The sequence below is a fragment of the Trichormus variabilis 0441 genome, assembly GCF_009856605.1.
Lineage (GTDB): Bacteria > Cyanobacteriota > Cyanobacteriia > Cyanobacteriales > Nostocaceae > Trichormus > Trichormus variabilis.
This window is the reverse complement of sequence record NZ_CP047242.1, coordinates 1,803,679-1,826,529: the sequence shown is the minus strand read 5'-3', so window position 1 is coordinate 1,826,529 and position 22,851 is coordinate 1,803,679. Positions and strand designations below refer to the sequence as shown.

Below are 22,851 nucleotides of genomic sequence, written 5' to 3'. Positions count from 1 at the left end.
GTCAGTTGTCGTTAGTTGAGACGTTGCAATGTAACTTCTGTCAAATTTTGCAGTGCAGTGGAAATTTCTATGGGTATGGGAACGGGATTATCTAAACGCTTTGTTTGTTCGGGTAAACTGGCGACAGAAGCGGCGGTGCGTTGGCGAATTGCGGACAGCTTTTCTGGGGGTTGTAGGCGTTGACCTTCTTTAACTACCAATTGCAACAAAGGTTTTTCTGTAATTAAGGGTGTATCTGTGATTAACCCCAATCTGTCTGCTTGAACCTGACCTCCCCCATAGGAACGAAAAATTTGCTTACGACCTGGGTATGTTGCTTTACCACTGGACTTTTTCATCACTGGGATATCGTCAATTTCTACGAGTTTGTAAACTCCATTCACGGGGGAACCTGTAACTAGCTTGGTTCCTAGTCCGTAGCCGTCGATTTCTGCGCCGGCTGCTTGGAGTTTGGCAATTTCCCATTCATCTAAGTCGCCACTGGCAAAAATCGATACTTTCGGCAGGAGCGATCGCACTTGTTTTGATAAACTCACTAAGTCACCAGAATCTAACCTGACACCGGATAATTCCATTTTTCCGGTATTCACTTTTTCTGCTAAGTGCTGAGCAGCCGCAACAGTATCATAAGTATCAATTAACAATGGCGCACCGGGAAAATAGCGATGAAACGCACTAAAGGCTTGTTCTTCACTACCTTCCATCGCCGACAACGCCATAACCAAGGCGTGAGCCATCGTACCACTTGGCTGTTGTCCCAGTTGTAGCGCTGCTAACACATTGGAGGTGGCATCTAAACCACCCGCTAAAGCTGCCCGTGCTGCCCACAAAGAGGCTTGGGGGCTAAAAGCCCGTCTTGTACCAAATTCCAAAAGTGTTGCTTGCTCACCAGCTATATCACGTAGACGTGCTGCTCTTGTGGCTACTAAGGTTTGGTAATTGAGTGTATTTAATAAGTAAGTTTCTACTAACTGTGCTTGCCATAACGGTGCTTCTACCCGTAACAGTGGCTCGTTAGCAAATACGGCTGTCCCTTCTGGTACTGCCCACACATCCCCAGTAAATCGCGCCTCTGCTAGCAATGACCAAAAGCCTTCCCCTGCATGAGCGAAAATGCCTGTGGCTTGTAATGCTGCTATCTGTTCCGAGCTAAAACTTAACTTTTCTAAATATTCCAGTGCTTGCGTCAGTCCCATCGCAATTAAATAGCCAAAACCCTCTGGCGATCGCCGCACAAATAACTCAAAGCTAGCCCGTCGTTGTTCTACGCCTTCACCTGTATAACAAGCAGCCATTGTCAGCTGATAAAGATCGGTAAGTAGGCTGTAATCAGCCGCAGAGATGTTTAGTTCTGGGGTTGGCTGAACATCCCAGATGGGGATAGTTGTCATGCAAGCGCTTCCTTAAAAGAATGCTCTTTTTATTATGGTAGAATTTACCATAAATCTTGTCAACCCCTAAGCAGAAATTATTTATTCACAAGGACACACAAGCTTTTTAGCCTTTCATAAGATTTAAAATATCCATTAATTAATATTTATTAATAGTTAATTTCGATAATATTCCGATAATGACTATTTTTGCAGAATATCCACAAGAATTTTCGATGCTTTTGGCAGGGAGGAAGAGAAGGAAAATATCAGCTTGTTCTCCCTTGGTTTTTCACCTTTTCTCATAGAAATTTTTAGGTTAAAATCTTGGTGAAAACTGTCAACTCTCCCACAATTTAAAGTATTGCAAAGCTATCTGAAAAAGTATTGCTTTTGTTCTCAATATATTGAGAGTAAGACTCAGATCAAGTTATTGGGATTAGAGTAGATAAATCACCAGAAATTGACTCAAATAGGAGTCCAACTTTATGGCTATTACCAAAATTATCGCTGGCGTAGTGCAGTATGTTTCTGAAGCCTTCTTGCGGATTTTTGGCCCTAATGACGATGCTTATCCAATTATAGGCGTACAACCATTTACAGGTGATCCTTATAAAAAGCGTACAGCAGAGACTTGGTAAATATAGCAGGGAACGGGCTGATGATTATTTTCTGTTCTCATCTTCCTAGATACTGCTACTACGAACTCATCAATAAATGACAAATAAAATTTTGATTATCAGAAAGGCATGGGATAATTATTCCATGCTTTTTTGTGTAACTACTTAATCGTCATTAGGCAACATTTTTTAATGTTAGTCAAAAGTTATTTATTGTTGAATAGGAATTTCAATGATAAATTCTGTACCCTTTCCCAGGTGGGAATTGCATAGCAGTTTACCGCCATGCTTTTCGGTGATGATTTGGTAGCTGATAGACATCCCCATACCTGTTCCTTTGCCCACAGGTTTGGTAGTAAAAAACGGATTAAATATCTGTTGTTGAGTTTTTTCAGACATACCCATACCGTTATCAGCGATCGCCATCTTAATCCAATTAGAACCAATAACTGAAGTAGAAATCCGAATTGTGGGGATGTCATTAGTTTGTTGTCCCTTGTCCGTTACTTCAGCATTAACTACTGACCACTGACCACTGACAACCGACTCCTCTAAAGCATCAATGGCATTGGCCAGAATATTCATAAAAACTTGATTAAGTTGCCCTGCATAGCATTCTACTGACGGTAAAACCCCATATTCTTTAATCACTTGAATGGCCGGACGTTCTGGTTGCTCTTTGAGGCGATGTTGTAAGATCATCAAAGTACTGTCGATGCCTGCATGAATGTCCACAGCTTTAAATTCGGCTTCATCCATGCGAGAAAAAGTACGCAACGACAACACAATTTGGCGGATACGTTGAGTACCCACCTTCATAGAGTTTAAGATTTTTGGCAAATCTTGTTGGATATATTCCAGGTCGATTTCCTCATGCAAATCTTGTAAACCAGGTTCGTAATTGGTATTTTTTTGTTGATAAACCTCAATAATTCGCAGTAAGTCTTGAGTATGTTCCTCAAGATAATTGAGATTACCGTGGATAAAGTTAACAGGATTATTAATTTCGTGGGCGACACCAGCAACCAACTGTCCTAAACTAGACATTTTCTCGGCTTGAATCATCTGCGTTTGAGTGCGTTGGAGTTCTTGCACAGTTGCTTCTAAATCTTGCGCTTGCTGTCTGAGTCGGGCTTCAATTTGTTGGCGATCGCGGATATCACGGGCAATAGTGGATAAAAATTCTACTTCCCCTTGTTCATTTTTATGGGCAATAATCACTTGAGAAACAGGGAACTCTTCTCCGTTGCGCGATCGCATTAAAGCTTCTCCAGACCAAATCCCCTGTTGCATAACAAGAGGAATTATCTCAGTCTGAAACTTCTCGAATATTGACAATCCTACGGCTTCGCTGATGGGAAACTGGTCAGTTGAGGATATACCAAGCATCCTCTGTCCTGCTTTATTTAAGTAGCAATTCGTTCCATAAACATCAGCAATCCCTACAATATCAGGAGTCGCTTCCAAGATTGCTAGTAATCTTTGTTGCTCTTGCTCTGACTGTATACGCTCGCTAATATCCCTCACTACTGAAATGGCATGAGGCCTACCATCGTAGTCAAAAAGTTTTCCTGTGACTTCTATCTCAAAGCTAGTACCATCTTTGCGGATACCCACAGCTTGGGTATGATATTTCTGTCCAGATTTAACTGTTTTGATGAAATCCTTAAACTGATCATAAGACTCGGTATGAATATAGTCTGTGGGGCGGAGACTGAGAAACTCGGTTTGAGAATAACCGTGCATCTCACATAAAGCAGGATTAACAGCAACCATCTCACCAGTATCCAGATCAAAAACATTGATACCATCATTAACAGTCTCAAAAATGCCGCGATATTGGGCTTCTTGTTGACGTAGCATGGCTTCAGTTTGTTTGCATAAGCGAAGCTCAACGCTATCGGTCACATCTCTAGCCATAGCAAAAATATAGTTGTCGTGAGCAACAGAAGTCCACGATAGCCAGCAATAGGAACCATCTTTGCAGCGATAGCGATTTTCAAACCGAAAAACCCGAATTTCTTCAGTTAACTTAGACATTTCTGCCAAAGTAGCGGCTCTATCTTCTGGGTGTACTAACTCCATGAAGGGTAAAGATAAAAGCTCCGCTTGAGAATAACCCAGAATATTTTCACCAGCCTGATTTACTCGCTGAAAATAGCCATTAAAGTCAGTAATACAGAGTATATCCACTGATAGATCAAAAAATAGCCACCAGTTTTTAGATTCACTGAGTTCCTGTTCCAGTCGGGCAATAATTGCACTAGATTCTTGGGTGGTTGCTGCTAACTGTTGCTTTAATTCAGCGTTTTGTTGCTGGAGTAGATTTATTTGCTGCTTCAGTGTTTCATTATACATAAGCTATTTCATAAGTCGTCAGGTTTGATTTGGAGTTATGTAAGTAGAACAGGGTAAATAATTAAAGTTTTGTAGTGAGAACTTTAGTATTCAACAGAGTCGTTGCATACTAACGGCAGAAGTCTATTAGCAACCCTTGAACTGATAACTAGCAAATTTAGTATTCCCATTTATATTGGGTGTTTATTACTTTTTTCGATAAATCAACGGTGATGAGAACGTCAACAAGCAGATAGCAACTATAAAATCACACGGACTAATCAACCAAACAGAGAAATAGATTTCTGGGCTTCCAGATAAAAAATATCCCAGTAGGTAGGGTGCGTCAGTTGGAGAAAACCTAGCTGCACCAAAAAAATATTCATACTGACGCACCCTACTAACCGTCAATTTGGGATAATTTATTTTTTGGTGTTCCCTTATGTCTCAAAATCGACGAAATTCCCTGGCAATAATCGTCGCTATCACTACCTTTGTGATATTTTTAACAACTAGCAATTTTCCAGGTATGCCAGGACACTCCCAGGAAATTCAGACACCTGCAATTCCTGTGAGTGTTAACCTTGGACGTTCATTTAATCAACTGGGCATCAAAGGTTCTATTCTAATTTACGATCGCAACAACAAAAAATTTTACGAACACAACACTGCTCGCAACTCACAATCGTTCCTTCCCGCCTCGACTTTTAAAATTTTTAACTCTCTCGTAGCTTTAGAGACTGGGGTGATTTCCAATGACGTAGCTATTTTGACTTGGGACGGTATTCAGCGCCAGTTCCCCACATGGAATCAAGACACCAATATACGCCAAGCATTCAGAAATTCGACAGTATGGTTTTACCAAGTACTAGCTCGAAAAATTGGTTATGAACGGATGGAGAAATTTATCAAGCAAGTCGGCTATGGGAACCTGCAAATCGGCACACCTGAGCAAATTGACCGATTTTGGCTAGAAGGGCCTTTGCAAATTACACCCAAACAACAGATTGAGTTTCTACAACGTCTGCACCGCAAAGAGTTACCCTTTTCCCAACGTACTTTGGATCTAGTTCAAGACATCATGATTTACGAACGTACTCCAAATTATATATTGCGAGGAAAGACAGGCTGGGCGGCAAGTGTTACCCCGAATATTGGCTGGTTTGTTGGATATTTGGAACAAAACAATAATGTATATTTCTTTGCCACCAATATTGATATACGCAATAATGATGACGCTGCTGCCCGAATTGAAGTTACTCGGCGCAGTCTCAAAGCTTTAGGATTGCTATGAATAAAGGACAAAACGAAAAATCAAGGGTATAGGGGTATAGGGGTGTAAATATTTAAACCCCTTACACCCAGTCTCAATAGAAAACCTGGGTGCGTAGATCCTACCTGACGGGATCTTAGAACTTAATAGAATCCTCTGACAGAGATTTTTGCTGTAACCAATCTTTGCCTACTTGGATACTAATATCGGAGTTGAGACTACCGGTGCTTTCTACCCGCACTTCGCCAAAACCTAAGGCGTTGCGAATAGACTCAGCGCTGTTACCGTCACCTTGCTGGGCAATAATATTAGTGACTTCCAACGGTTCAGTCCAAGCATTAGCCACATAAACGTTACGATAGCCTGCTTTTTCTAAGGCATTGATTAAAGGACGTAGTTGAGAGCGATCGCTACCTGTGCTATCTTGAATTGCTACTCGCACAGATGTTGGATCATTTACCGGGTTTTCTGATAGAGATTCCAAACCAAAGTGCTGTGCCATCAGTTTAGCAATACCATTTTTACTTGGTATCCAATAGCTGGCGTTATACTCATTCGGTTCGCTGAAACGTCCGGGAAGCATTAACATTTGCATATTGGTGCGATTAGTCCGCACACCAAAACCCACTAGCGCCACTAATTCTTCAACTGTCAAGTTGGTGTCGATATTATCTTTAACTACGTTGAGAATTTTTGGTAACTGAGCTACTGTTACAGGGTTAAGAGCTTGATCCATTAAGGCACGCATTACCATTTGCTGGCGTTGAATCCGGCCAATATCTCCTAGCTCATCATGACGGAAGCGGAGTAATTGTAGTACTTGGTCGCCATTGAGATGCTGTTTACCTGCCTTTAAATTAATGTATAAGTGTTGGGAATGATCTTGATATTTCATATCTTTGGGGACATAAACTGTCACTCCGCCCAAAGCATCAATAAGTTTACCAACACCCAAAACATTAATGCGGATATAGCGGTCAATACCCACACCACCCAACAGGTTACTAACAGTTGTGGCTGTTAAAGCAGGCCCACCCTCCACGTTAGCGGCATTAATTTTTCTGACTCCATGCCCTTCTATACGCGTGCGGGTATCTCTGGGAATGGAAAGCATAGCAATTTTTTTGGTCTCTGGGTCAAACTTCACCATGAGCATGACATCAGCAAGACCATCAAAGGAATTGACTTGGGGTAGGTAGCGGAGATTTTGGGCTTCAGCAGGGGGAGTTTGCACATCTGGTGGTAGTACACTCATCCCCATGACTAATAAATTCACAGGCCGAGTTAACTCAGAGAAACGTAATCCACTACCAGAGATGGCATCACCATCAAAGACTGCTTCTTCCTGGGGGCTGAGTTGAGCTTGTTGCAATGGTGTACTGGTTAACGAAACAGCTAATAGCGCTCCGGCTGTTGCTGATACCATCGCAATTCCACCCATACCCATCCAAAACCATAGCCAACGCCCCGGTTTAGTATTGTGCGAATTTTTGCCACTGGAGTTAGGGGCGTTTGACGATGGATTTCCTTCTGCTGAAGTTCTTTGAATGGTCACAGACTTCCTCACACTATACTGATGAATTAAGTAAATTTGCTGAATTACAATAATGCAGATAAATCAACCCATAATAGCTAACTTTTAATCAATTACATTGACATTTTATTTTGCTTTCAACCACAACACTTATAGCAGGATTTTTTGTCATTGTGGCAATTTTTTAATTGATTTATTGCAGTATGGCAATAGTCCGTTCCCTTTGACTAGGCCTATAAGAAAATTATTTGCGATTTTGTTAGCCATTAAGTAAAAATGCTGCCTAATCATCTGAGAAAGTCAAGATAAATATTTGCTAAACATCTGTTCTGCAAAGCGACTTAACCCCGGTAAACGATGGGACTTACCTTGGAGTAGGCGCAAAATTAACCAGATACTTACCAAAAAGTAACCAGATGTAAAAAAGCCATTCAGGATTAACAGGCGCAGTGTGAAAAATTCCGCAGTTGCCGCTCCAGTAGCCAACAAGAGATACCCCAACAACCAAGTAAACGCCAAAGTAATAGACAGACGACTCACAGCTAGTTGTTCCCGGCTACCTTGAGAGCGATAAACGGCCCATAGGGATGGGAAAAAGCCGATAACAGGAACTAGATGTAAAATAAGCTGTGTTTTGGGAATAGTTGACTCTTCCTCGCTCCCCATGATTTTTTGACTTGATTGAAAGTCTTCCATTGTTTTTTCGTCAAATCCTAAACTAGAGGGATGAATGACAATGATGTAGTTAGAGATAATAAGCTATAGATACAGAATTTTTTAGTTCTATCCCGCAATCGGCTCAAGATGCAGACACTCAAGCTACTCAACTGGTGGCAAACACTAACACCAATAGCGAGAATTGGGGCGATCGCTCTGTTCGCTCCTTTATTAGTTCTCAATGGTTGGGCAATTTCCGCAATTTTTGATTACTTCCATTCCTTAATAGTCATTTTAGTCGGAGCTTCAGTTTTAGCATTTCTGCTCAACTACCCTGTTAGTTGGATGGCGCATCGCGGCGCGAGGCGAGAGCAAGTTGCTATTTTAGTGTTTTTATTGGCTCTATCAATTTTGTTAGCTCTGGGTGTGACTTTGTTTCCCCTAGCGCTTACCCAAGCTCAACAACTGGTAGCACGTATCCCAGAGTTAATTGATTCTGGGCGATCGCAGCTCATGATGTTAAACGAGAAAGCTGAGACTGTAGGTTTGCCGATTAACCTGGATGCTTTGGTAGTACAGATCAACGATCGCGTCAAGGGACAACTACAGGCGATCGCCGGACAAGTCCTCAATCTGGCCGTTGTTACTTTCACCAGCTTGCTAGATTTTCTGTTGACGATGGTGTTAACTTTCTATCTTCTTCAGCATGGCGGTGAACTCTGGCAAAGCTTAGTAGAATGGCTCCCTACTAAATTTCGCGCTCCATTCTCGCAAACAGTACGCTTGAGCTTTCAAAATTTCTTTATTACCCAATTAATTTTATCTACTTGTATGGCATCAGCCCTCATTCCTGCCTTCTTATGGCTGAAGGTGCCATTTGGGTTGTTATTTGGGCTAACTATTGGCATTATGGCGCTTGTACCATTTGGTGGCTCTGTGGGTATTGCTCTTACTACTTCACTAGTCGCACTGCAAGATTTCTCGATGGGAGTCAGAGTTTTAATTGCGGCGGTAATTGTCCAGCAAATTCTGGAAAACTTAATCGCTCCCCGCATCTTGGGCAATTTTACTGGCTTAAATCCAGTATGGATATTAATATCTGTTTTGACAGGAGCTAGAGTTGGGGGACTTTTGGGAGTGATTGTTGCTGTCCCCACTGCTGTAATCATTAAAACTGCCTTGACAGCCTTACGTCCCTCTAGTGTAAATAATGAAACAGAAGTAACAGATACTACAGAAATAACCGCAACCATAGTACAAAAAGAGAATCCCAAAAATACCCTGAGTATTTCCGAACCAACTACACCTTAACTTGGGCATTTATGGGAAACGGGTTATAGGGAATATGCTTTTCTCTAGAGGTGAATAAAATTAACGATTTGGATAAACATGGCGCATTTCAAAGCGGCTTTGCTCCCACAGTGGTAGTAAGGCTTGCTTTGCAGCATTTAACTGGGCTTGGGAACAGCTTATTTTGCCATGTTCGATAATCCAGATAAAAATGCGAGTAATTAAAACTGCTTTAAAACTATTTTCATATTGATAATTATTAATTCTACCCACTTGAGCATCTAAATAATAGATTACATCTTTAAAATTCCATTTCTGGAAATTACTTTTCACTCTATCTTTTGTATTGTCAGACTCCATCAAAGATAAGTTACGGATAATATAATCCATGCCTTCTATTGATGAATCTGTATTCCGTACTAAGTTATTCAATGCCCTGTAATATACTCGTAATAAGGTAGTTGAAATATTGTCTATATATATATTTAGCCAAGATTGTATATCTTGGAGATAAGGAATTAATTCTTGAATCTCATGAATTTCTGTAATATAAATCCTGTTATTTTCGGTACTCAATATATTATTTAATAATTCCTCCTCAGACAAAGGATATTTGTCAGAATAATAGTCAATAACTTTAGGAATAAATTGATTTAACAACCATTGTTGAGTATATTTAGCAGTCCAAGTTCCTCGCGGGCCGATATCTTGTTGCCATGTATTCAGTTCGCCTTTTTCCAAAGATTGTAAATGTACATCATTGATTTCATAAACTATGTTAATTATACCATTGGGTAATATGGATAAATAATTGACAGGTTTGGGTAAGATAAAAGCATGATCCCGAATTCCACGACTGACACGAATGGAAATATCTTCTTGCTGAAATAAATGCCACTCTGATTTACCTTGTACATAGTTAAACTCATTGGCAAAATTGTGCATTAATCGCCATAATTTTGCATCTACCGAAAACAGAGTAACTCCACGCACACCTAAAAATTCTGTAAATTCAAAATCCCAAGTTTCTAAAGCATTTTCAAAAGCAACAATTGATTTTTTATATTCTTCGGAAACTATATCGATACATAAACACAAGTCTGCTGTTTCTAAGTCAGACAATATAACTGTTGTTTGACCTAGATTAACTTCAAAAGCGTTATCATCTAATTGTTTAAGAAAACTCCGACAACCCCATTCTGGACGGGTATTTAAGCCTGTCATGAGGTTACCTAAAATATATTGATGATTTAAGCTAACCTTTAGTCCTCTTAAGATAACGCTGCTAAATTGTATTTGACAATTACCTTCCCCAAAAGCTTTAGGTAGGTTACATTCTATAACTACTTTAGGCTTGACAACAGTCAGGCGATCGCCTTCTCGAAAAGTAGAGGTTCTAAAGTCAGTATTAGCTACAATTTCCTGCAAATTGTACCGTCGTAAGGATTTTTCTATGAGATTATATTGTGTATATTTGGAAATATTAGCTGTGTTCTTATCAATATTTTTAACTAAATTGAAATTGAACTTATTATGGAATTCTGTGGCTATATGGGTATTTTTTAAAGAATCAACACTTTTATCAAAAATTAATTCTTCCTTGTGGTAAATAAAATACTGAAAAATTCTCACATGATAGCCATTAGTTACTAAAAAATATAAAGGTTTTAAATAAGTACTAAAAAACTTGGCGCGTTCGATAGCTTCTGAAAAATTATGAGAATTTGGATCCAAATATATAGCAATGATTAAAGCTGTTTCAGCATTTTGTTTAATAACATCATCAGTAGAGAAATATATATAAATACTTTCTAGATTTCTTTCAATTTTTTGAGTATCTAAAGGATAGTTGCCTGTAGAATATGTCCTGGGATAACAGAGATGACGAAACATAGGTACAATGAAATTTATCTCGACATCATCTTTGTTTTTTAAAACACGATAATCAAAAGATTGTATCCATTGAATAAATTGTTTAGTTTCATTAGAAATTGACATTATATAGTTACAATAAGCACTTTAATAGCAACGGAGAAAGGCACAGCCTGACTGTGCCTCTATCTTGTTTAACTATGATGGGTGCGGAGGTCAACATTATGCCAACGCCACCACCTTCTCAAGCAACCCTTGGAATAACTTTAATCCATCGCTACCACCAAGCACAGGGTCAGAAGCCCTTTCAGGGTGAGGCATCATGCCTAAAACATTGCCTTGGCGATCGCAAATCCCGGCTATATTATTCAGAGAACCGTTGGGATTTTCACCCGCATAACGGAACAGCACCTGCCCATTATCTTCAATCTCAGATAAAGTTGCCTCATCAGCATAAAATCTGCCTTCTCCGTGGGCAATTGGCAGAGTGATGACTTCGCCAGGGTTGTAAGCTTGAGTCCAAAGGCTATTGGTACTCTCAACGGTGAGAGGGACGCGATCGCAAATAAAATGCAAATCTCGATTTCTCGCCAATGCACCGGGTAACAGTCCGGCTTCCGTTAAGACCTGAAAACCATTACAAATACCCAAAACCAACTTACCTTTCTGGGCGTGTTCCACCACCTGCTGCATCACAGGGGAGAACCGAGCGATCGCCCCACAGCGTAAATAGTCACCATAACTAAATCCACCGGGAATAATCACCACATCCAAATCAGCAATATCAGTGTCTTGATGCCAAACCATCCGAGTTGGCTGTCCTAGTAGGTCTCTAGTGACATAGGCAACATCGCGATCGCAATTAGAACCAGGAAATACAACAACGCCAAATTTCATGATTAGTTAGTTGTTAGTTGTCAGTTGTGAGCCAGTACGGTCTTGGGGGTTTCCCCCATGAGTAACTGGCGAACCCGGAGGGTCGGTTGTCGGTTGTCAGTTGCTATTGTTGTTTTCTTACTTATTGCCCGATCCCTAAAATACTCCGGTCTGGGTTTCGACTTCGATCAAATCAAAGCGGTAATTTTCAATTACTGGATTAGATAACATTTGGTCACAGATGCGGTCTAAGTCTTGACGCGCTTTTGCTTCATCAGAAGTAGTAATGTTGAGTTCAATGTACTTACCAATCCGTACATGATCAACGTTATCGTATCCCATTTGCTGGAGGCCAGATTGTACAGCCACACCAGCTGGGTCTAAAACGGAAGGACGAAGTGTCACGAAAATTTTGGCTAGATACTTAGTTTGCACGGAGTTTTGCTGAAAGCTGCGATCGCTATACTATAACTTTCTGTTCCAACTGAGTAAAAATAAGTTAATCGAGACGTTAAAGTTAATTTATTGCACTGCGTATGTCAGTTGTTAGTCGTCAGTTGTCAGTTGTGGAAATGATCTGGTCTAATACCCCAACCCCTAATGGGTGGTTTTTACATATCTTTGCCACTGACCACTGACTACTGACAAAACTCTATCCCCTTGTGGGTAGAGTTTTTATTAGTTAGGCAGTGTAACAGCTTCTAATCCAGTGGCAAATTTAAATAATAGTCTATGAGAGCCATACGCACCCGCAGTCAAGAGCGCATTTTAAGCCTGTTGCAAACCATTAAACAAGGTATTTCTGCCCAGGATATTTATGTAGAACTCCGTAATCGCAATCAGAGTATGGGCTTAGCAACAGTTTATCGTTCCTTGGAAGCCTTAAAACTAGAAGGCTTGGTGCAGGTACGGACTTTACCCAATGGCGAAGCTCTCTACAGCCTCGCGCAGCAAGATAAACACCACCTTACGTGCCTGCAATGTGGTGTATCTATTCCTATTCATCAATGCCCTGTCCACAACTTAGAAGACCAGTTAGAAACTGACCATAAGTTTAAAATTTTCTACCACACTCTGGAGTTTTTCGGTTTGTGTGGTAAGTGCCAAATGAATCACGCGAGTGAAATTAGTCACTAGCAGCAACTATTGACCATTGACCACTGAAGACTGACTATCCGAAACAATCGAGCGAATACCCTCTAAAGTCGCGGGAATAGCGCGGGGGTCCATAAACATGACTTTGCTACTATCGCTCTTACCGATGGTTGCGCCCATATCGAGATAACCCAAAGCTAATAACACCTCTAGGGCTTGTTCAGCAGTACCGTTGGAATTGATTTTCTGGGCAAGAATTTCTGCTGATTCGGCAATAGCCTGAGCTCTGAGAACTTGTTGCTGACGTTCAGCTTGTGCTTTGAGAACGATCGCTTTTTGTTCAGCTTCTGCTTGTAATATTACCGACTTTTGCCTGGCTTCCGCATCTAATATTTGGGCTTCGGCTTTACCTTTGGCAGAGTTAACGGCTGCTTCCCGTTCACCCTCAGAATTTAAAATCGCTGCCCTTCTGCGTCGTTCTGCTGACATTTGCAATTCCATCGATTCCCGTACAGCTTGCGAAGGAATAATATCTCGCAGTTCTACCCTTGTGACTTTTACACCCCAAGGATCAGTGGCAATATCCAAATCCCGCAATAAAAGTTCATTAATTTGGGAACGAGCCGTAAAGGTTTGATCTAACTCCAACTGTCCCATTTCCGAGCGAATTTGAGTCAGTACCAAGTTCACCATCGCCGAGTGGAGATTTTCTACTTTGTACCAAGCCTTTTCCATATCGACAATCCGCCAGTAAACCACTGCGTCTACTTCAATCCCTACGTTGTCACGGGTAATACATTTTTGGGGCGGAATATCTAAAACCTTTTCGCGGATAGTTTCTTTGTAGACGGCTTTATCAATAAAAGGAAGGACGAGATTTAGTCCAGGGCCTAGCTTTTTGTGGTAGCTACCTAATCTTTCTACTAAAACTTCATTACCTTGATTAATCACCTTCACAGATCCCGCAACGGCAGAACCACCGAGCGCTAAAGCAATCAATAAAAATAACTGTTCCATTACCAACCTCCAAATATTTCTGTATAAGTTATAACTAACTATTAATTAAGACTTACGCACTGAACCAAAAAACCCTTCTGAGGGCGGTCAATAGTCAACAGTCCAAAAACCTTGATTTTGACTGTTGACCCTTGACCCTTGACAAAAAAGCTAGAAAATTAGTAACACTGCGTAAGTCTAATTAATGACTAATGACTAAAAATGCAGCAGATTTTCTGGCATCACCACTAAAGTAGTGCCTTCCCTCCTGACTACATAAACCCTTTGGTGCGGGGCGATAGTGATTTGCTCGTCATCGCACTTTGCCCGCCAAGAATTTCCCTCGTATAATACTCGTCCTGCTTGTCCGGGAAGAATTTCTGTTAAGGTTTCTGCCGTAATCGCATCTTGAATTTTTGACTTACGTTGTCGTGGTTGCAAAAATCGACGGGAAAGTACAATCAAGACGGTAGAAAGAAACAACCAAGCCACAACTTGCAGCCATAAAGCTAACCCCAATTGAGATAGTAACGCCACCATTAAGGCGCTAATTCCCATCATGAAAGCGATAAACGCCGATGGTAAGAACAATTCTGTTAAGCAGAGAACTGCTCCAGCCAGTAGCCAAATTAAGGTAGATATTGGCATAGCGCCATCCTAGACACTACATTCACACAAACCAGCTTAGTTGCTGGTTATCTGGATTTGGTAATTGGTGATTGGTAATTGGTGATCAAACATAACTCTTACCCATTACCCATTACCCATTCCCTTTTTCCCAGCAATTTTGATTAAAATCAGTAACAATGTGTAGCCACAGGTACACAGAACCAGTCTATTCTGTCCTTCAAGCCTTTGACTGCTAAAGTTAATCGAACTTCACCACTTAATTTATTTTTAAAATTTATACCTATATGCTTTCTATCGAACGGATAATTTATTGCATAAATAAAAACTGTGATAATCCGATTAATTTTGCGGGAGAACGTGTTTGCGCTAGTTGTCAAACGCCTTTAGTTCACCGCTATCTTTGGGCTACTGGCTCATTAGCAACCGAGATTCCACTAGGTACAAAAGTATCAGATAGGTATGAGGTAATAGAACGCCAGGTTTGGCTGGACACTCGGCCGGGATTGCTTCCAGAGGTACCTCAAGAATTGCCGCCGGATGTTATTCCTTATCTTCGCTTATATCCAGAGCGATCGCATCTCCCCCAAGTCTATGGTTTTGTTACCTCTTCACCAGAAGGCGCAGACAATACCCTGTTACTAGAAAATGTCCCCATAGATGAGGAAGGAAATATTTATCCAACTATCATCGATGCCTGGGAAAAAGCCAAACCAGTCAGACAAGTTTACTGGTTATGGCAGATTCTCCAACTGTGGACACCTTTACTGGAGTTAGGACTAGCTCACAACTTGCTGAGAGCAGACAATTTACGTGTCCAAGGCTGGTGTGTGCGACTGTTAGACCTTAACGCCAAAACACCCACAGAACAGCCTAATTTAAAAGATTTGAGCGATTCTTGGCAGCCTCTACTAGAGTTGACAACAACTTCCGTTACGTCAAAGTTGCAGAATATCATCCAGCAGATGGCTAACTCAGAAGTAGAGTTAGAAACTATTGCGACTCAACTTAATGCTTTATTACTCGCCGTCGCCGGAGAATTGCCATTAACTTTAACCATAGCAGGGGCGACAGATGCAGGCCCCCAACTCAAACAAAATGAAGATACTTGCTATCCCAATACTGCTGTTGACTCCCATGAATTATTAGTACCAAATTTGGCGATCGTTTGTGATGGCATCGGCGGACATCAAGGGGGTGAAGTCGCCAGCCAATTAGCAGTGCAGTCTCTAAAATTGCAAATTCGGGCTTTATTCACCGAAGTAGCCGCACAGCCAGAAATTGTCCCACCAACTTTGTTACAGGAACAACTAGAAGCTAGCCTGCGTGTGGCTAACAACCTCATTAATTCCCGTAATGATGAACAAAAGCGCCAAGGTAGAGAACGCATGGCCACAACCCTGGTGATGGCAGTACAAGTACCGCAACGAGTATTAACTACATCTGAGTGGCAATCAGATAATGGCCATGAGCTTTATTTGGCTAATGTGGGTGATAGCCGTGCTTATTGGATCACTTGTGAATATTGCCAACAGCTGACAGTAGACGATGATATAGTCACTAGGGAAGTCCGTTCTGCCCGGAGTTTGTATCGGCAGGCACTCCAGCGACAAGATGCCAATGCTTTAACTCAAGCCTTGGGAAACAGAGATGCTGAATCTTTACGGTTGGCGATTAAGCGATTCATCATCGATGAAGATGGGATTTTATTATTATGTTCTGATGGGTTAAGTGATAATAACTGGGTAGAAAATTCTTGGCAAGATTACGCTGTACCAGTATTAACTGGTCAAATGACTGTTGAAGATGCTGCCCACCATTGGATTAATCTAGCCAATGAGAAAAATGGCCATGATAATACTTCTGTTGTGCTGACTCTTTGCCGTGTTTCTAAAGAATATTTAGTGCCAATCACACCAACGCCGCCACTGGTAGAGATTCCAGAACCAGAAATAGCAGAACTGGAAAGATACCCAGAAGAATCTATCTTGACGGAAAGTTCTCAAGCATTGCTGGATTTGGAACTTCCAGATGAACCCAGCCCAGCCCCAATTAAACAACCAAACCGCCGTCAACCTTTATTATTGGTTGGGGGATTATTGGCGTTACTAATAGGAGGTACAGGTATAGGATTATTTGCTTGGTGGCAACTTAGTCCCCAATCATTTCAGCAGATGTGTCAGAAACTACCCCCATCATTGCAGCAATATTGTTCACCCAGGGGTAGATGAGGAGCAGGGGAAGCAGGGGAAGCAGGGGAGGCAGGGGAGGCAGGGGAGGCAGGGGAGGCAAAGAAGAATACTATGAACTATTGACCAATCATAACTGGCAACTGACAACCGACAACTGACAACTGACTAATAACTAATAACTATGGACTAACGACTATTTATTGTAGAATTGATTCTGTCGTTAAAGCGCACAGCAAAGGCAATTTTGCTCACTAATTGCGCTCAAAGCCTGCGTAGGTAAGCTTTGTTTGTATATAAGTTAGAGAGTTGTGAAACAGAGCATCTGTAAATGTTGAGTGCTATGGGAGTTGCTGTTGTAAACAATACTTTTTGTTAAAAAAGCAAGTTAGTTCAGTGAGGATGGCCGTGGAGATACTTGTTGAAAAAGGTGTGAATGTTGTTATGAAAGTTGGCGATCGCGTCCGTGTCAAAGAATCGGTAGTAGTTTACCATCATCCTGAACATCGCGGTAAAGCTTTTGACCTCAAAGGCTCAGAAGGCGAAATTGTGGAGATTGTCACCCAATGGCAAGGTAGACCTGTTAGTGCTAATTTACCTTTTCTCATCCAGTTTAGTAAAAAATTTAAAGCTCACCTACGGGAAAATGAGTTAGAAGTTATCTAAAGTATCCAAATCTTTCAGGAGCGGCGGAACCATGAGAAAATATTAACTTCGCCGCGCATTCTTTCTAACTCCCGGCGATGCTGCTCGGCAGTTGTACGATACCATTCACAATGGCGCTGAAACTCAGAACGTTTTTGCACTTCATAATAAAACTGATGAGTTGTCTGATAAGCTGCAAAAGTGTCCTCGGCTTGGGGTTGGGGCGCAGGCAGAATATAAGGTAAGTTTTCGTTCATGGATTTTAGGGAGCAGAGGGAGCAGGGGAAGCAGGGGAAGCGAAGAAGAATTACTATTGACTATTGACTATTGACAACTGACAATTGTGCAGACGCGATTAATCGCGTCTCTAAATTACACCCAACCTCTTAACCAATAAATAAAGCTACCAACATATTCTTTTAGGGCGTTTGTGAATAGGTGTAAGTTGTAAGTATCTGGTAGTAAATTCAATATAGCGGCTTTGGGGGTGTTGCCGAGTTCTTGGAGTTCACCTGCGCTAACTAAAAAGTCAGTGGGTGCGGGGATAACGTTCATACCTTGACGTTGGAAAATTTTCAGCGATCGCGGCATATGTAATGCTGAAGTTACCAACAATACTTTATCAATACCACGAGATGCTAATATTTTCTTGACATTTACGGCATTTTGATAAGTATTGAGTGAATCGGGTTCTTCAATCAACACACTAGCCGGGATACCTAGAGAGGTGAGGATATTTGCCATATCTGTTGATTCCGATGAACCACTTCCGCGCCAATCGATGCGTCCCCCACTGAGGATGATGAGTGGGGCTTTGTTTTGGCGATATAATTGGGCGGCATAGATGACGCGATCGCCTTGTTCACTTAAATCTGGTGTAATCCTTGGGGGAAAGACTGATTTAGTCGCACCACCTAAGACGATAATGGCTTCAGCGTTGGGTAATTGTGCGGGAGGTAGATTTTGCCATTCTAGCGATCGCACCAAGTATTTAGCAACCCAGGCGTTACTGCACAATAGCAATAAAGTTAACGATAAAGCTATGGCTGTAGTCGCTATACGTGGACGTTTCCGTAAAGTTACTAGTGCTACTACTAAACTGACACTAGCTAATCCCAAAGGATAAAAAAATAAAGGCAGTAATTTAGATAAATATAAGAACATATTTATGACTGTGGAATTGGGTATCGCGGGTTGAGTTTTGGCTGTGCTAAGACAAGGTAGCAGATGAGTCTTAGATTTCCATGAAACAGCAAAAAAATCAATTCAGCCATCTCACCGCCATTGAAAGAACTTATCTATCATTTCCTGCACAGTTTTTAATCAATCAAAACCTGCTACAAGGACAAATATTAGACTTTGGTTGTGGATTTGGTAATGATGTTAAATTATTGCAGCACAAAGGCTTTGATATTAGAGGTTACGACCCTTATTATTTTCCTCAATATCCTGAAAATAAATTTGACACTATAATTTGCTTGTATGTTTTAAATGTTTTATTCCCTGAAGACCAAGCTAATATCCTCATGGATATAGCCTACTTATTAAAACCAGGAGGTAAAGCGTATTATGTAGTCAGAAGAGATATTAAAAGGGAAGGATTTCGGGAACATTATATTCATAAAAAACCTACATATCAATGTCTTGTTAAACTGCCTTTTCGCTCAATTCATTTAGATGAAAGCCGAGAAATATATGAATACACCCACTATAATAACCAGCGCCATTCATCTAATTACTGTATATTTTGCAATCCCCATAAAAACTTAAAATTATTAACAGAATCAGCAACCGCCTACGCTATATTTGATGGTTATCCGATCAGCAAAGGACATACATTAGTTATTCCCAAACGCCATGTTAGCGACTACTTCGAGCTACCCCAAAAAGAGCAATCAGCCTGTTGGTTAATGGTGAATAAAGCACAGGAATTTCTAAAAGCCGAGTTTTCCCCTGATGGCTTTAATATAGGTATGAACATCAATCGAGCCGCCGGACAAAATATTATGCACGCGAGTATCCACATCATCCCACGTTATCAAGGTGATGCGATAGGAGCGAAAAGTGGCATAAGAAACGTTATCCCTCAAAGAAAATAGTTAAAATTTTGCGTCCCTCAGCGCCAACCTCCGCGATACTTTGCGTTTAAAAAAGTTAAACAACCTCTCTAGCCTTTCGCCTTTCCACCTCCTCCGTTTCCTTGCGATAGCCATCCAACCACTGAATAATTTCCGTAGATAACTCTTGCTTACTTCTGGTATTAGCATCAATACAAACGTGTCGAGTTACAGCCTTAGCCACTAACACATCCGCCAAATAAATTTCATAATTAATCTCAAACTTTTCCGCACCAATCTTTTGTGGTACTAAGCTAATTATCACCTGATCTCCACAAAATAGCGGACGCAAAAAATCTACACTGGCATGGACAATAGGAAAAGCCATATTAGGATTAGTAAAAAACTCCTTGAGACTAATTCCTGATGTTCTCAAAGACGCTTCATAACCTTCATGACAAATGCTGAGGATATTAGCAAAATAAACTACTCCCGCAGCGTCCGTATCTTGAAAGTGAATTGTCCGATGATAAGTAAAAGGCATATTGAAAATTACCAAATAAAAAAAGAGCAGACTAGAAGTCCGCTCTACAAAATCATATTACTGTGCAAGGAAAATTTATAACTTTAATGGAGAATATATATCTTCAGAAGTAGGGTTAAGATAAGGACGCTGTAAATCTATAGAATGATGTTGAAAGTGTTTGTTAATCGTCTTCATTCTTTCTTCGACTGCATTCTTACCCTTCTGCCAAGCTTCTAACAAAGCATTCGCCACAATTTGACAACGATTCATCCCAAAAGTTTCTTGTGCGGCAAATTTTTGCGTAGGTTCTTCAGCCAGACTCAACCCAGGTGCTAGGAATTTGGTAAACAGGGGTATCTCTGGTTGAAAATAAGCTTGATACTCTTGATATATAACCTGAAGAATTTTATGTATTACTGGATAGTTTTCGTGTTCAAAATAGAGTACACCTGAGTCATAGCGTCCATAGGCGCAGGGATTATAGAGAACTTGAAAGGTAAAAGGAAGTGCGGCGGCGTTGAATTGTTGAGTTAAACTATCCATGAGTGCGATCGCACCAGCTGCACTGAAATTAAAATAGATTCTCCCTGTACCTAAATCAGCATCCGGGTTACCTGACTTTTCCTGTCCCACATCACTCACAGCTAAGTAGTAGCCGTTTTGCAATCGATTATTAGGCATCCAAATCGCTACTGATTCCCCCACAGTGGCGGATTTTTTACCGGGTTTGAGATGGCAATCGGGTTCTATGTATAAAGTTAAACCACCTTTAGTCACTGCTATACTACCATCTGGTTCCTTACGTAACACCTGCCAACTAGGGTCAAAATAACCCCGTCCGTGATTACTGGCTTGCAGTTGTTCGTAAAATTCCCAATCGATACCCACATTGGTATTAGTTGCTAAATTTTGTGGCATCGAGTAACTAGCATAGTTATCATTTGCCAAATTACTTTGCAGTACACCGTTGTAATAAATTCCATAAAGGAAGTTACGCAGTAATAAGGCGAGATATTTATTTTGTAGAGCAGGAGAGTTGTGCTGAAATCTATCTGCTACTTTGGTTGGTAAAGCAAAAGGCTGATAACTGGGATGGTTGATACAAAAGTTCGGCTCAATTCGGATATTAGTAGCAATATCCATCAGGGAATTAAACAGTGGGTTAGCAGAATAATCTAGCATCAATCAATTCCAAACTCAAAATTGATAATTTAGAAAAACCCTACAGGGTAAACATCCTGGCTCTAATATTAATTCTTACCAAATCGATGACAAATTCAAAATTCAAAACTGATAATTTTGCTTTTTGAATTGTTCATCATCTTGCTTTTAGCAACCACGTAAGCGGGTTTTTTCGTAATACAGGGGAACTAACTGTTTTTCTTTCTCAGGATGTGATACTTGAGGAACCTTTGCTACCGGAGAGAGAATTTCTGCCTCCGAGATACCAAAAATACTCAGTATGGATTGCTCAGGCATAGTCAGCAGATTTTTAGCTACTTGCAGCATATAAAGGTGAGAATTATCAAATAATTTACAGTTATTAATCTTGTCTTGAATTTGGTGAATTAAAGCCAAGCCGATAAACTTGATAACTCGTACCAAAAAATTAGGATGGTATTCCAAAATCATGGGAAAGGCTTGCAAATAAGCTTGTAATAAAGCCACTAAAGATGGTTGAATCTCCTCTAGTGGTATCATTACTAGTTCTAAAGACTCTGCTAATTCCAGAGTGGGATCTACAACTAAACTCTCAAGCCAAATTTCTAAATAACTAGCTAAAATAGTTCCTAAATCAAAAGCCGGATCTCCCCAAGTACAGGCTTCCCAATCAATCAATTGCACTAGGCAATTATCTAATTGGTTCCATCGGGAATGAATTAATATATTGTTGAGTTTGAGGTCGTTATGAGTTAAACAGCAAGCATCCCACTCATAAGCCAAGTCAGCGATCGCTGCTTCTAAACTCTCATAGCATTGATAGAGAACATGAAATTTTAAGGCTTCAGTAGGAATTCTACCAAAAATCTCTGGATTCAGAGAACTTATTCCTTGTGCCGGATTGTAAAAATGATAGCGGAATTGTCCTTGAGGCGCAGTCGCCATGAAATCACGATATTCTTTCCCCTGGAAGGTAGTACGGTGTAGGGCTGCTAATGTCGTCCCAATCGCCGCCGCAATTTCTTTTGGGAAAACATTCGGGTTTTGATAAAACTCAGCTAAATCCAGGTACTCGCTTAAATAACTGCGAACGAGGATGGAATTTTCCTCATCAAAATGTACCACCAAAGGAGCGATCGCAGAAATATTACCTAGAATGGGAAACTTTTGTAGTAATTGGTGAAATAGCCATTCATTAAACAATTCATGGAGAATACCATCATTTTCAACACCACGTTCTTGTTTAACTAGCAGTTTGCGATTATCTGCTAAATTCACCACTAAATTGTAGTTCTTCTTGCTAATTGGCAATTCAACTATGTCTGATTTGCCATCTTCTGAGCTACACAGGTCTGCTGCTTGCAGATGCTGGATAACGTTTTGAGAAGACAGTGGTAATAACATTGATTATTTCCTAGTTCGTAAAATTGCTGAGATAATCACCTAATCTCAAGATCGGTCTCGTTTTAGTCGTCTAGGTAGATAACAACAAGGATATAAATATCAATCATGATTGCTTTAATCTATAAATATCTCATCTCATTTACTAATACCTGCCAAAATGGCCTTTATTTTTGCTTTAATTTTTGATGTAATCGCCACGAAATCTTTAAAATAAATATTCATTTTTTGGAAAAACTATGGCAGATTATTTAATTTCTTATATAGATTTGTGATTGATTTTTTACTGGTTATTCATAAACCATAATTGATTGCGCTTTGCGTG

At 40.5% G+C, this 22,851-nt stretch carries 21 protein-coding genes; 7 read left to right on the top strand and 14 right to left on the bottom strand.

The window, feature by feature from the left end:
* Window positions 1-11 precede the first annotated feature (11 nt).
* Window positions 12-1,391: a nicotinate phosphoribosyltransferase gene (locus GSQ19_RS07265; protein WP_011317298.1), complete on the bottom strand. Its 1,380-nt coding sequence runs from the start codon at window positions 1,389-1,391 to the stop codon at window positions 12-14.
* A 467-nt stretch (window positions 1,392-1,858) separates the two neighbouring features.
* On the opposite strand from GSQ19_RS07265, the gene GSQ19_RS07260 reads away from it, so the two are divergent.
* Window positions 1,859-2,011 (top strand): hypothetical protein, encoded by a 153-nt coding sequence (locus tag GSQ19_RS07260; protein ID WP_041455945.1) that lies wholly within the window; start codon window positions 1,859-1,861, stop codon window positions 2,009-2,011.
* Between the two features lie 189 nt (window positions 2,012-2,200).
* Here GSQ19_RS07260 and GSQ19_RS07255 read toward each other — a convergent pair whose 3' ends face one another.
* Window positions 2,201-4,348, bottom strand: a complete 2,148-nt coding sequence (locus tag GSQ19_RS07255) for a PAS domain-containing sensor histidine kinase (RefSeq protein ID WP_011317297.1) — start codon at window positions 4,346-4,348, stop codon at window positions 2,201-2,203.
* A 421-nt stretch (window positions 4,349-4,769) separates the two neighbouring features.
* Here GSQ19_RS07255 and blaOXA point away from each other — a divergent pair, with 421 nt between their 5' ends.
* On the top strand, window positions 4,770-5,621 hold the full coding sequence (blaOXA, locus tag GSQ19_RS07250; RefSeq protein ID WP_011317296.1) for a class D beta-lactamase: 852 nt from the start codon (window positions 4,770-4,772) through the stop codon (window positions 5,619-5,621).
* A gap of 115 nt (window positions 5,622-5,736) precedes the next feature.
* Here the strand turns inward: blaOXA and GSQ19_RS07245 are convergent, their stop codons facing one another.
* Both GSQ19_RS07245 and GSQ19_RS07240 read right to left on the bottom strand, forming a co-directional pair.
* Window positions 5,737-7,155: an LCP family protein gene (locus GSQ19_RS07245; protein ID WP_011317295.1), complete on the bottom strand. Its 1,419-nt coding sequence runs from the start codon at window positions 7,153-7,155 to the stop codon at window positions 5,737-5,739.
* 279 nt (window positions 7,156-7,434) lie between these two features.
* Window positions 7,435-7,830, bottom strand: a complete 396-nt coding sequence (locus tag GSQ19_RS07240; protein ID WP_011317294.1) for a hypothetical protein — start codon at window positions 7,828-7,830, stop codon at window positions 7,435-7,437.
* Window positions 7,831-7,938: 108 nt separating this feature from the next.
* On the opposite strand from GSQ19_RS07240, the gene GSQ19_RS07235 reads away from it, so the two are divergent.
* On the top strand, window positions 7,939-9,102 hold the full coding sequence (locus GSQ19_RS07235) for an AI-2E family transporter (protein WP_011317293.1): 1,164 nt from the start codon (window positions 7,939-7,941) through the stop codon (window positions 9,100-9,102).
* Between the two features lie 60 nt (window positions 9,103-9,162).
* On the opposite strand, the gene GSQ19_RS07230 is transcribed toward GSQ19_RS07235, so the two are convergent.
* The 3 genes from GSQ19_RS07230 to purS form a co-directional block, all read right to left on the bottom strand.
* A complete protein-coding gene (locus tag GSQ19_RS07230; protein ID WP_011317292.1) occupies window positions 9,163-11,079 on the bottom strand; it encodes a hypothetical protein in 1,917 nt (638 codons plus the stop codon).
* 96 nt (window positions 11,080-11,175) lie between these two features.
* Window positions 11,176-11,850 (bottom strand): phosphoribosylformylglycinamidine synthase subunit PurQ, encoded by a 675-nt coding sequence (gene purQ, locus GSQ19_RS07225; RefSeq protein WP_011317291.1) that lies wholly within the window; start codon window positions 11,848-11,850, stop codon window positions 11,176-11,178.
* A 135-nt stretch (window positions 11,851-11,985) separates the two neighbouring features.
* A complete protein-coding gene (gene purS / locus GSQ19_RS07220) occupies window positions 11,986-12,264 on the bottom strand; it encodes a phosphoribosylformylglycinamidine synthase subunit PurS (RefSeq protein WP_011317290.1) in 279 nt (92 codons plus the stop codon).
* Window positions 12,265-12,561: 297 nt separating this feature from the next.
* Here purS and GSQ19_RS07215 point away from each other — a divergent pair, with 297 nt between their 5' ends.
* Window positions 12,562-12,966 (top strand): Fur family transcriptional regulator, encoded by a 405-nt coding sequence (locus tag GSQ19_RS07215; RefSeq protein WP_011317289.1) that lies wholly within the window; start codon window positions 12,562-12,564, stop codon window positions 12,964-12,966.
* A 6-nt stretch (window positions 12,967-12,972) separates the two neighbouring features.
* Here the strand turns inward: GSQ19_RS07215 and GSQ19_RS07210 are convergent, their stop codons facing one another.
* Both GSQ19_RS07210 and GSQ19_RS07205 read right to left on the bottom strand, forming a co-directional pair.
* A complete protein-coding gene (locus GSQ19_RS07210; protein WP_011317288.1) occupies window positions 12,973-13,941 on the bottom strand; it encodes an SPFH domain-containing protein in 969 nt (322 codons plus the stop codon).
* A 195-nt stretch (window positions 13,942-14,136) separates the two neighbouring features.
* Window positions 14,137-14,568: an NfeD family protein gene (locus GSQ19_RS07205; RefSeq protein WP_011317287.1), complete on the bottom strand. Its 432-nt coding sequence runs from the start codon at window positions 14,566-14,568 to the stop codon at window positions 14,137-14,139.
* 266 nt (window positions 14,569-14,834) lie between these two features.
* On the opposite strand from GSQ19_RS07205, the gene GSQ19_RS07200 reads away from it, so the two are divergent.
* Window positions 14,835-16,778 (top strand): PP2C family protein-serine/threonine phosphatase, encoded by a 1,944-nt coding sequence (locus GSQ19_RS07200; RefSeq protein WP_011317286.1) that lies wholly within the window; start codon window positions 14,835-14,837, stop codon window positions 16,776-16,778.
* A 360-nt stretch (window positions 16,779-17,138) separates the two neighbouring features.
* Entirely contained in the window at window positions 17,139-17,402 is a 264-nt protein-coding gene (locus GSQ19_RS07195; protein ID WP_041455943.1) for a ferredoxin-thioredoxin reductase variable chain, read from the top strand.
* A gap of 14 nt (window positions 17,403-17,416) precedes the next feature.
* On the opposite strand, the gene GSQ19_RS07190 is transcribed toward GSQ19_RS07195, so the two are convergent.
* On the bottom strand, window positions 17,417-17,638 hold the full coding sequence (locus tag GSQ19_RS07190; protein ID WP_011317284.1) for a hypothetical protein: 222 nt from the start codon (window positions 17,636-17,638) through the stop codon (window positions 17,417-17,419).
* 115 nt (window positions 17,639-17,753) lie between these two features.
* A complete protein-coding gene (locus GSQ19_RS07185; protein ID WP_011317283.1) occupies window positions 17,754-18,545 on the bottom strand; it encodes a YdcF family protein in 792 nt (263 codons plus the stop codon).
* Window positions 18,546-18,625: 80 nt separating this feature from the next.
* Between GSQ19_RS07185 and GSQ19_RS07180 the strand changes: the two genes are divergently transcribed.
* On the top strand, window positions 18,626-19,480 hold the full coding sequence (locus GSQ19_RS07180; protein WP_011317282.1) for an HIT family protein: 855 nt from the start codon (window positions 18,626-18,628) through the stop codon (window positions 19,478-19,480).
* A gap of 55 nt (window positions 19,481-19,535) precedes the next feature.
* Here the strand turns inward: GSQ19_RS07180 and GSQ19_RS07175 are convergent, their stop codons facing one another.
* The 3 genes from GSQ19_RS07175 to GSQ19_RS07165 form a co-directional block, all read right to left on the bottom strand.
* Window positions 19,536-19,982, bottom strand: a complete 447-nt coding sequence (locus GSQ19_RS07175; RefSeq protein ID WP_011317281.1) for an acyl-CoA thioesterase — start codon at window positions 19,980-19,982, stop codon at window positions 19,536-19,538.
* Window positions 19,983-20,057: 75 nt separating this feature from the next.
* Window positions 20,058-21,146, bottom strand: a complete 1,089-nt coding sequence (locus tag GSQ19_RS07170) for a T3SS effector HopA1 family protein (protein ID WP_011317280.1) — start codon at window positions 21,144-21,146, stop codon at window positions 20,058-20,060.
* Between the two features lie 147 nt (window positions 21,147-21,293).
* Window positions 21,294-22,529, bottom strand: coding sequence for a phosphotransferase family protein (locus GSQ19_RS07165; protein WP_011317279.1), 1,236 nt, complete (start codon window positions 22,527-22,529; stop codon window positions 21,294-21,296).
* Window positions 22,530-22,851: the final 322 nt, after the last annotated feature.

Excerpts from the sequence above, each read along its gene's own strand:
- GSQ19_RS07265 (WP_011317298.1), bottom strand. The coding sequence starts at position 1,391 with ATGACAACTATCCCCATCTGGGATGTTCAGCCAACCCCAGAACTAAAC.
- GSQ19_RS07260 (WP_041455945.1), top strand. The coding sequence starts at position 1,859 with ATGGCTATTACCAAAATTATCGCTGGCGTAGTGCAGTATGTTTCTGAA.
- GSQ19_RS07255 (WP_011317297.1), bottom strand. The coding sequence starts at position 4,348 with ATGTATAATGAAACACTGAAGCAGCAAATAAATCTACTCCAGCAACAA.
- blaOXA (WP_011317296.1), top strand. The coding sequence starts at position 4,770 with ATGTCTCAAAATCGACGAAATTCCCTGGCAATAATCGTCGCTATCACT.
- GSQ19_RS07240 (WP_011317294.1), bottom strand. The coding sequence starts at position 7,830 with ATGGAAGACTTTCAATCAAGTCAAAAAATCATGGGGAGCGAGGAAGAG.
- GSQ19_RS07235 (WP_011317293.1), top strand. The coding sequence starts at position 7,939 with ATGCAGACACTCAAGCTACTCAACTGGTGGCAAACACTAACACCAATA.
- GSQ19_RS07230 (WP_011317292.1), bottom strand. The coding sequence starts at position 11,079 with ATGTCAATTTCTAATGAAACTAAACAATTTATTCAATGGATACAATCT.
- purQ (WP_011317291.1), bottom strand. The coding sequence starts at position 11,850 with ATGAAATTTGGCGTTGTTGTATTTCCTGGTTCTAATTGCGATCGCGAT.
- GSQ19_RS07215 (WP_011317289.1), top strand. The coding sequence starts at position 12,562 with ATGAGAGCCATACGCACCCGCAGTCAAGAGCGCATTTTAAGCCTGTTG.
- GSQ19_RS07210 (WP_011317288.1), bottom strand. The coding sequence starts at position 13,941 with ATGGAACAGTTATTTTTATTGATTGCTTTAGCGCTCGGTGGTTCTGCC.
- GSQ19_RS07205 (WP_011317287.1), bottom strand. The coding sequence starts at position 14,568 with ATGCCAATATCTACCTTAATTTGGCTACTGGCTGGAGCAGTTCTCTGC.
- GSQ19_RS07200 (WP_011317286.1), top strand. The coding sequence starts at position 14,835 with ATGCTTTCTATCGAACGGATAATTTATTGCATAAATAAAAACTGTGAT.
- GSQ19_RS07195 (WP_041455943.1), top strand. The coding sequence starts at position 17,139 with ATGGCCGTGGAGATACTTGTTGAAAAAGGTGTGAATGTTGTTATGAAA.
- GSQ19_RS07190 (WP_011317284.1), bottom strand. The coding sequence starts at position 17,638 with ATGAACGAAAACTTACCTTATATTCTGCCTGCGCCCCAACCCCAAGCC.
- GSQ19_RS07185 (WP_011317283.1), bottom strand. The coding sequence starts at position 18,545 with ATGTTCTTATATTTATCTAAATTACTGCCTTTATTTTTTTATCCTTTG.
- GSQ19_RS07180 (WP_011317282.1), top strand. The coding sequence starts at position 18,626 with ATGAAACAGCAAAAAAATCAATTCAGCCATCTCACCGCCATTGAAAGA.
- GSQ19_RS07175 (WP_011317281.1), bottom strand. The coding sequence starts at position 19,982 with ATGCCTTTTACTTATCATCGGACAATTCACTTTCAAGATACGGACGCT.
- GSQ19_RS07170 (WP_011317280.1), bottom strand. The coding sequence starts at position 21,146 with ATGCTAGATTATTCTGCTAACCCACTGTTTAATTCCCTGATGGATATT.
- GSQ19_RS07165 (WP_011317279.1), bottom strand. The coding sequence starts at position 22,529 with ATGTTATTACCACTGTCTTCTCAAAACGTTATCCAGCATCTGCAAGCA.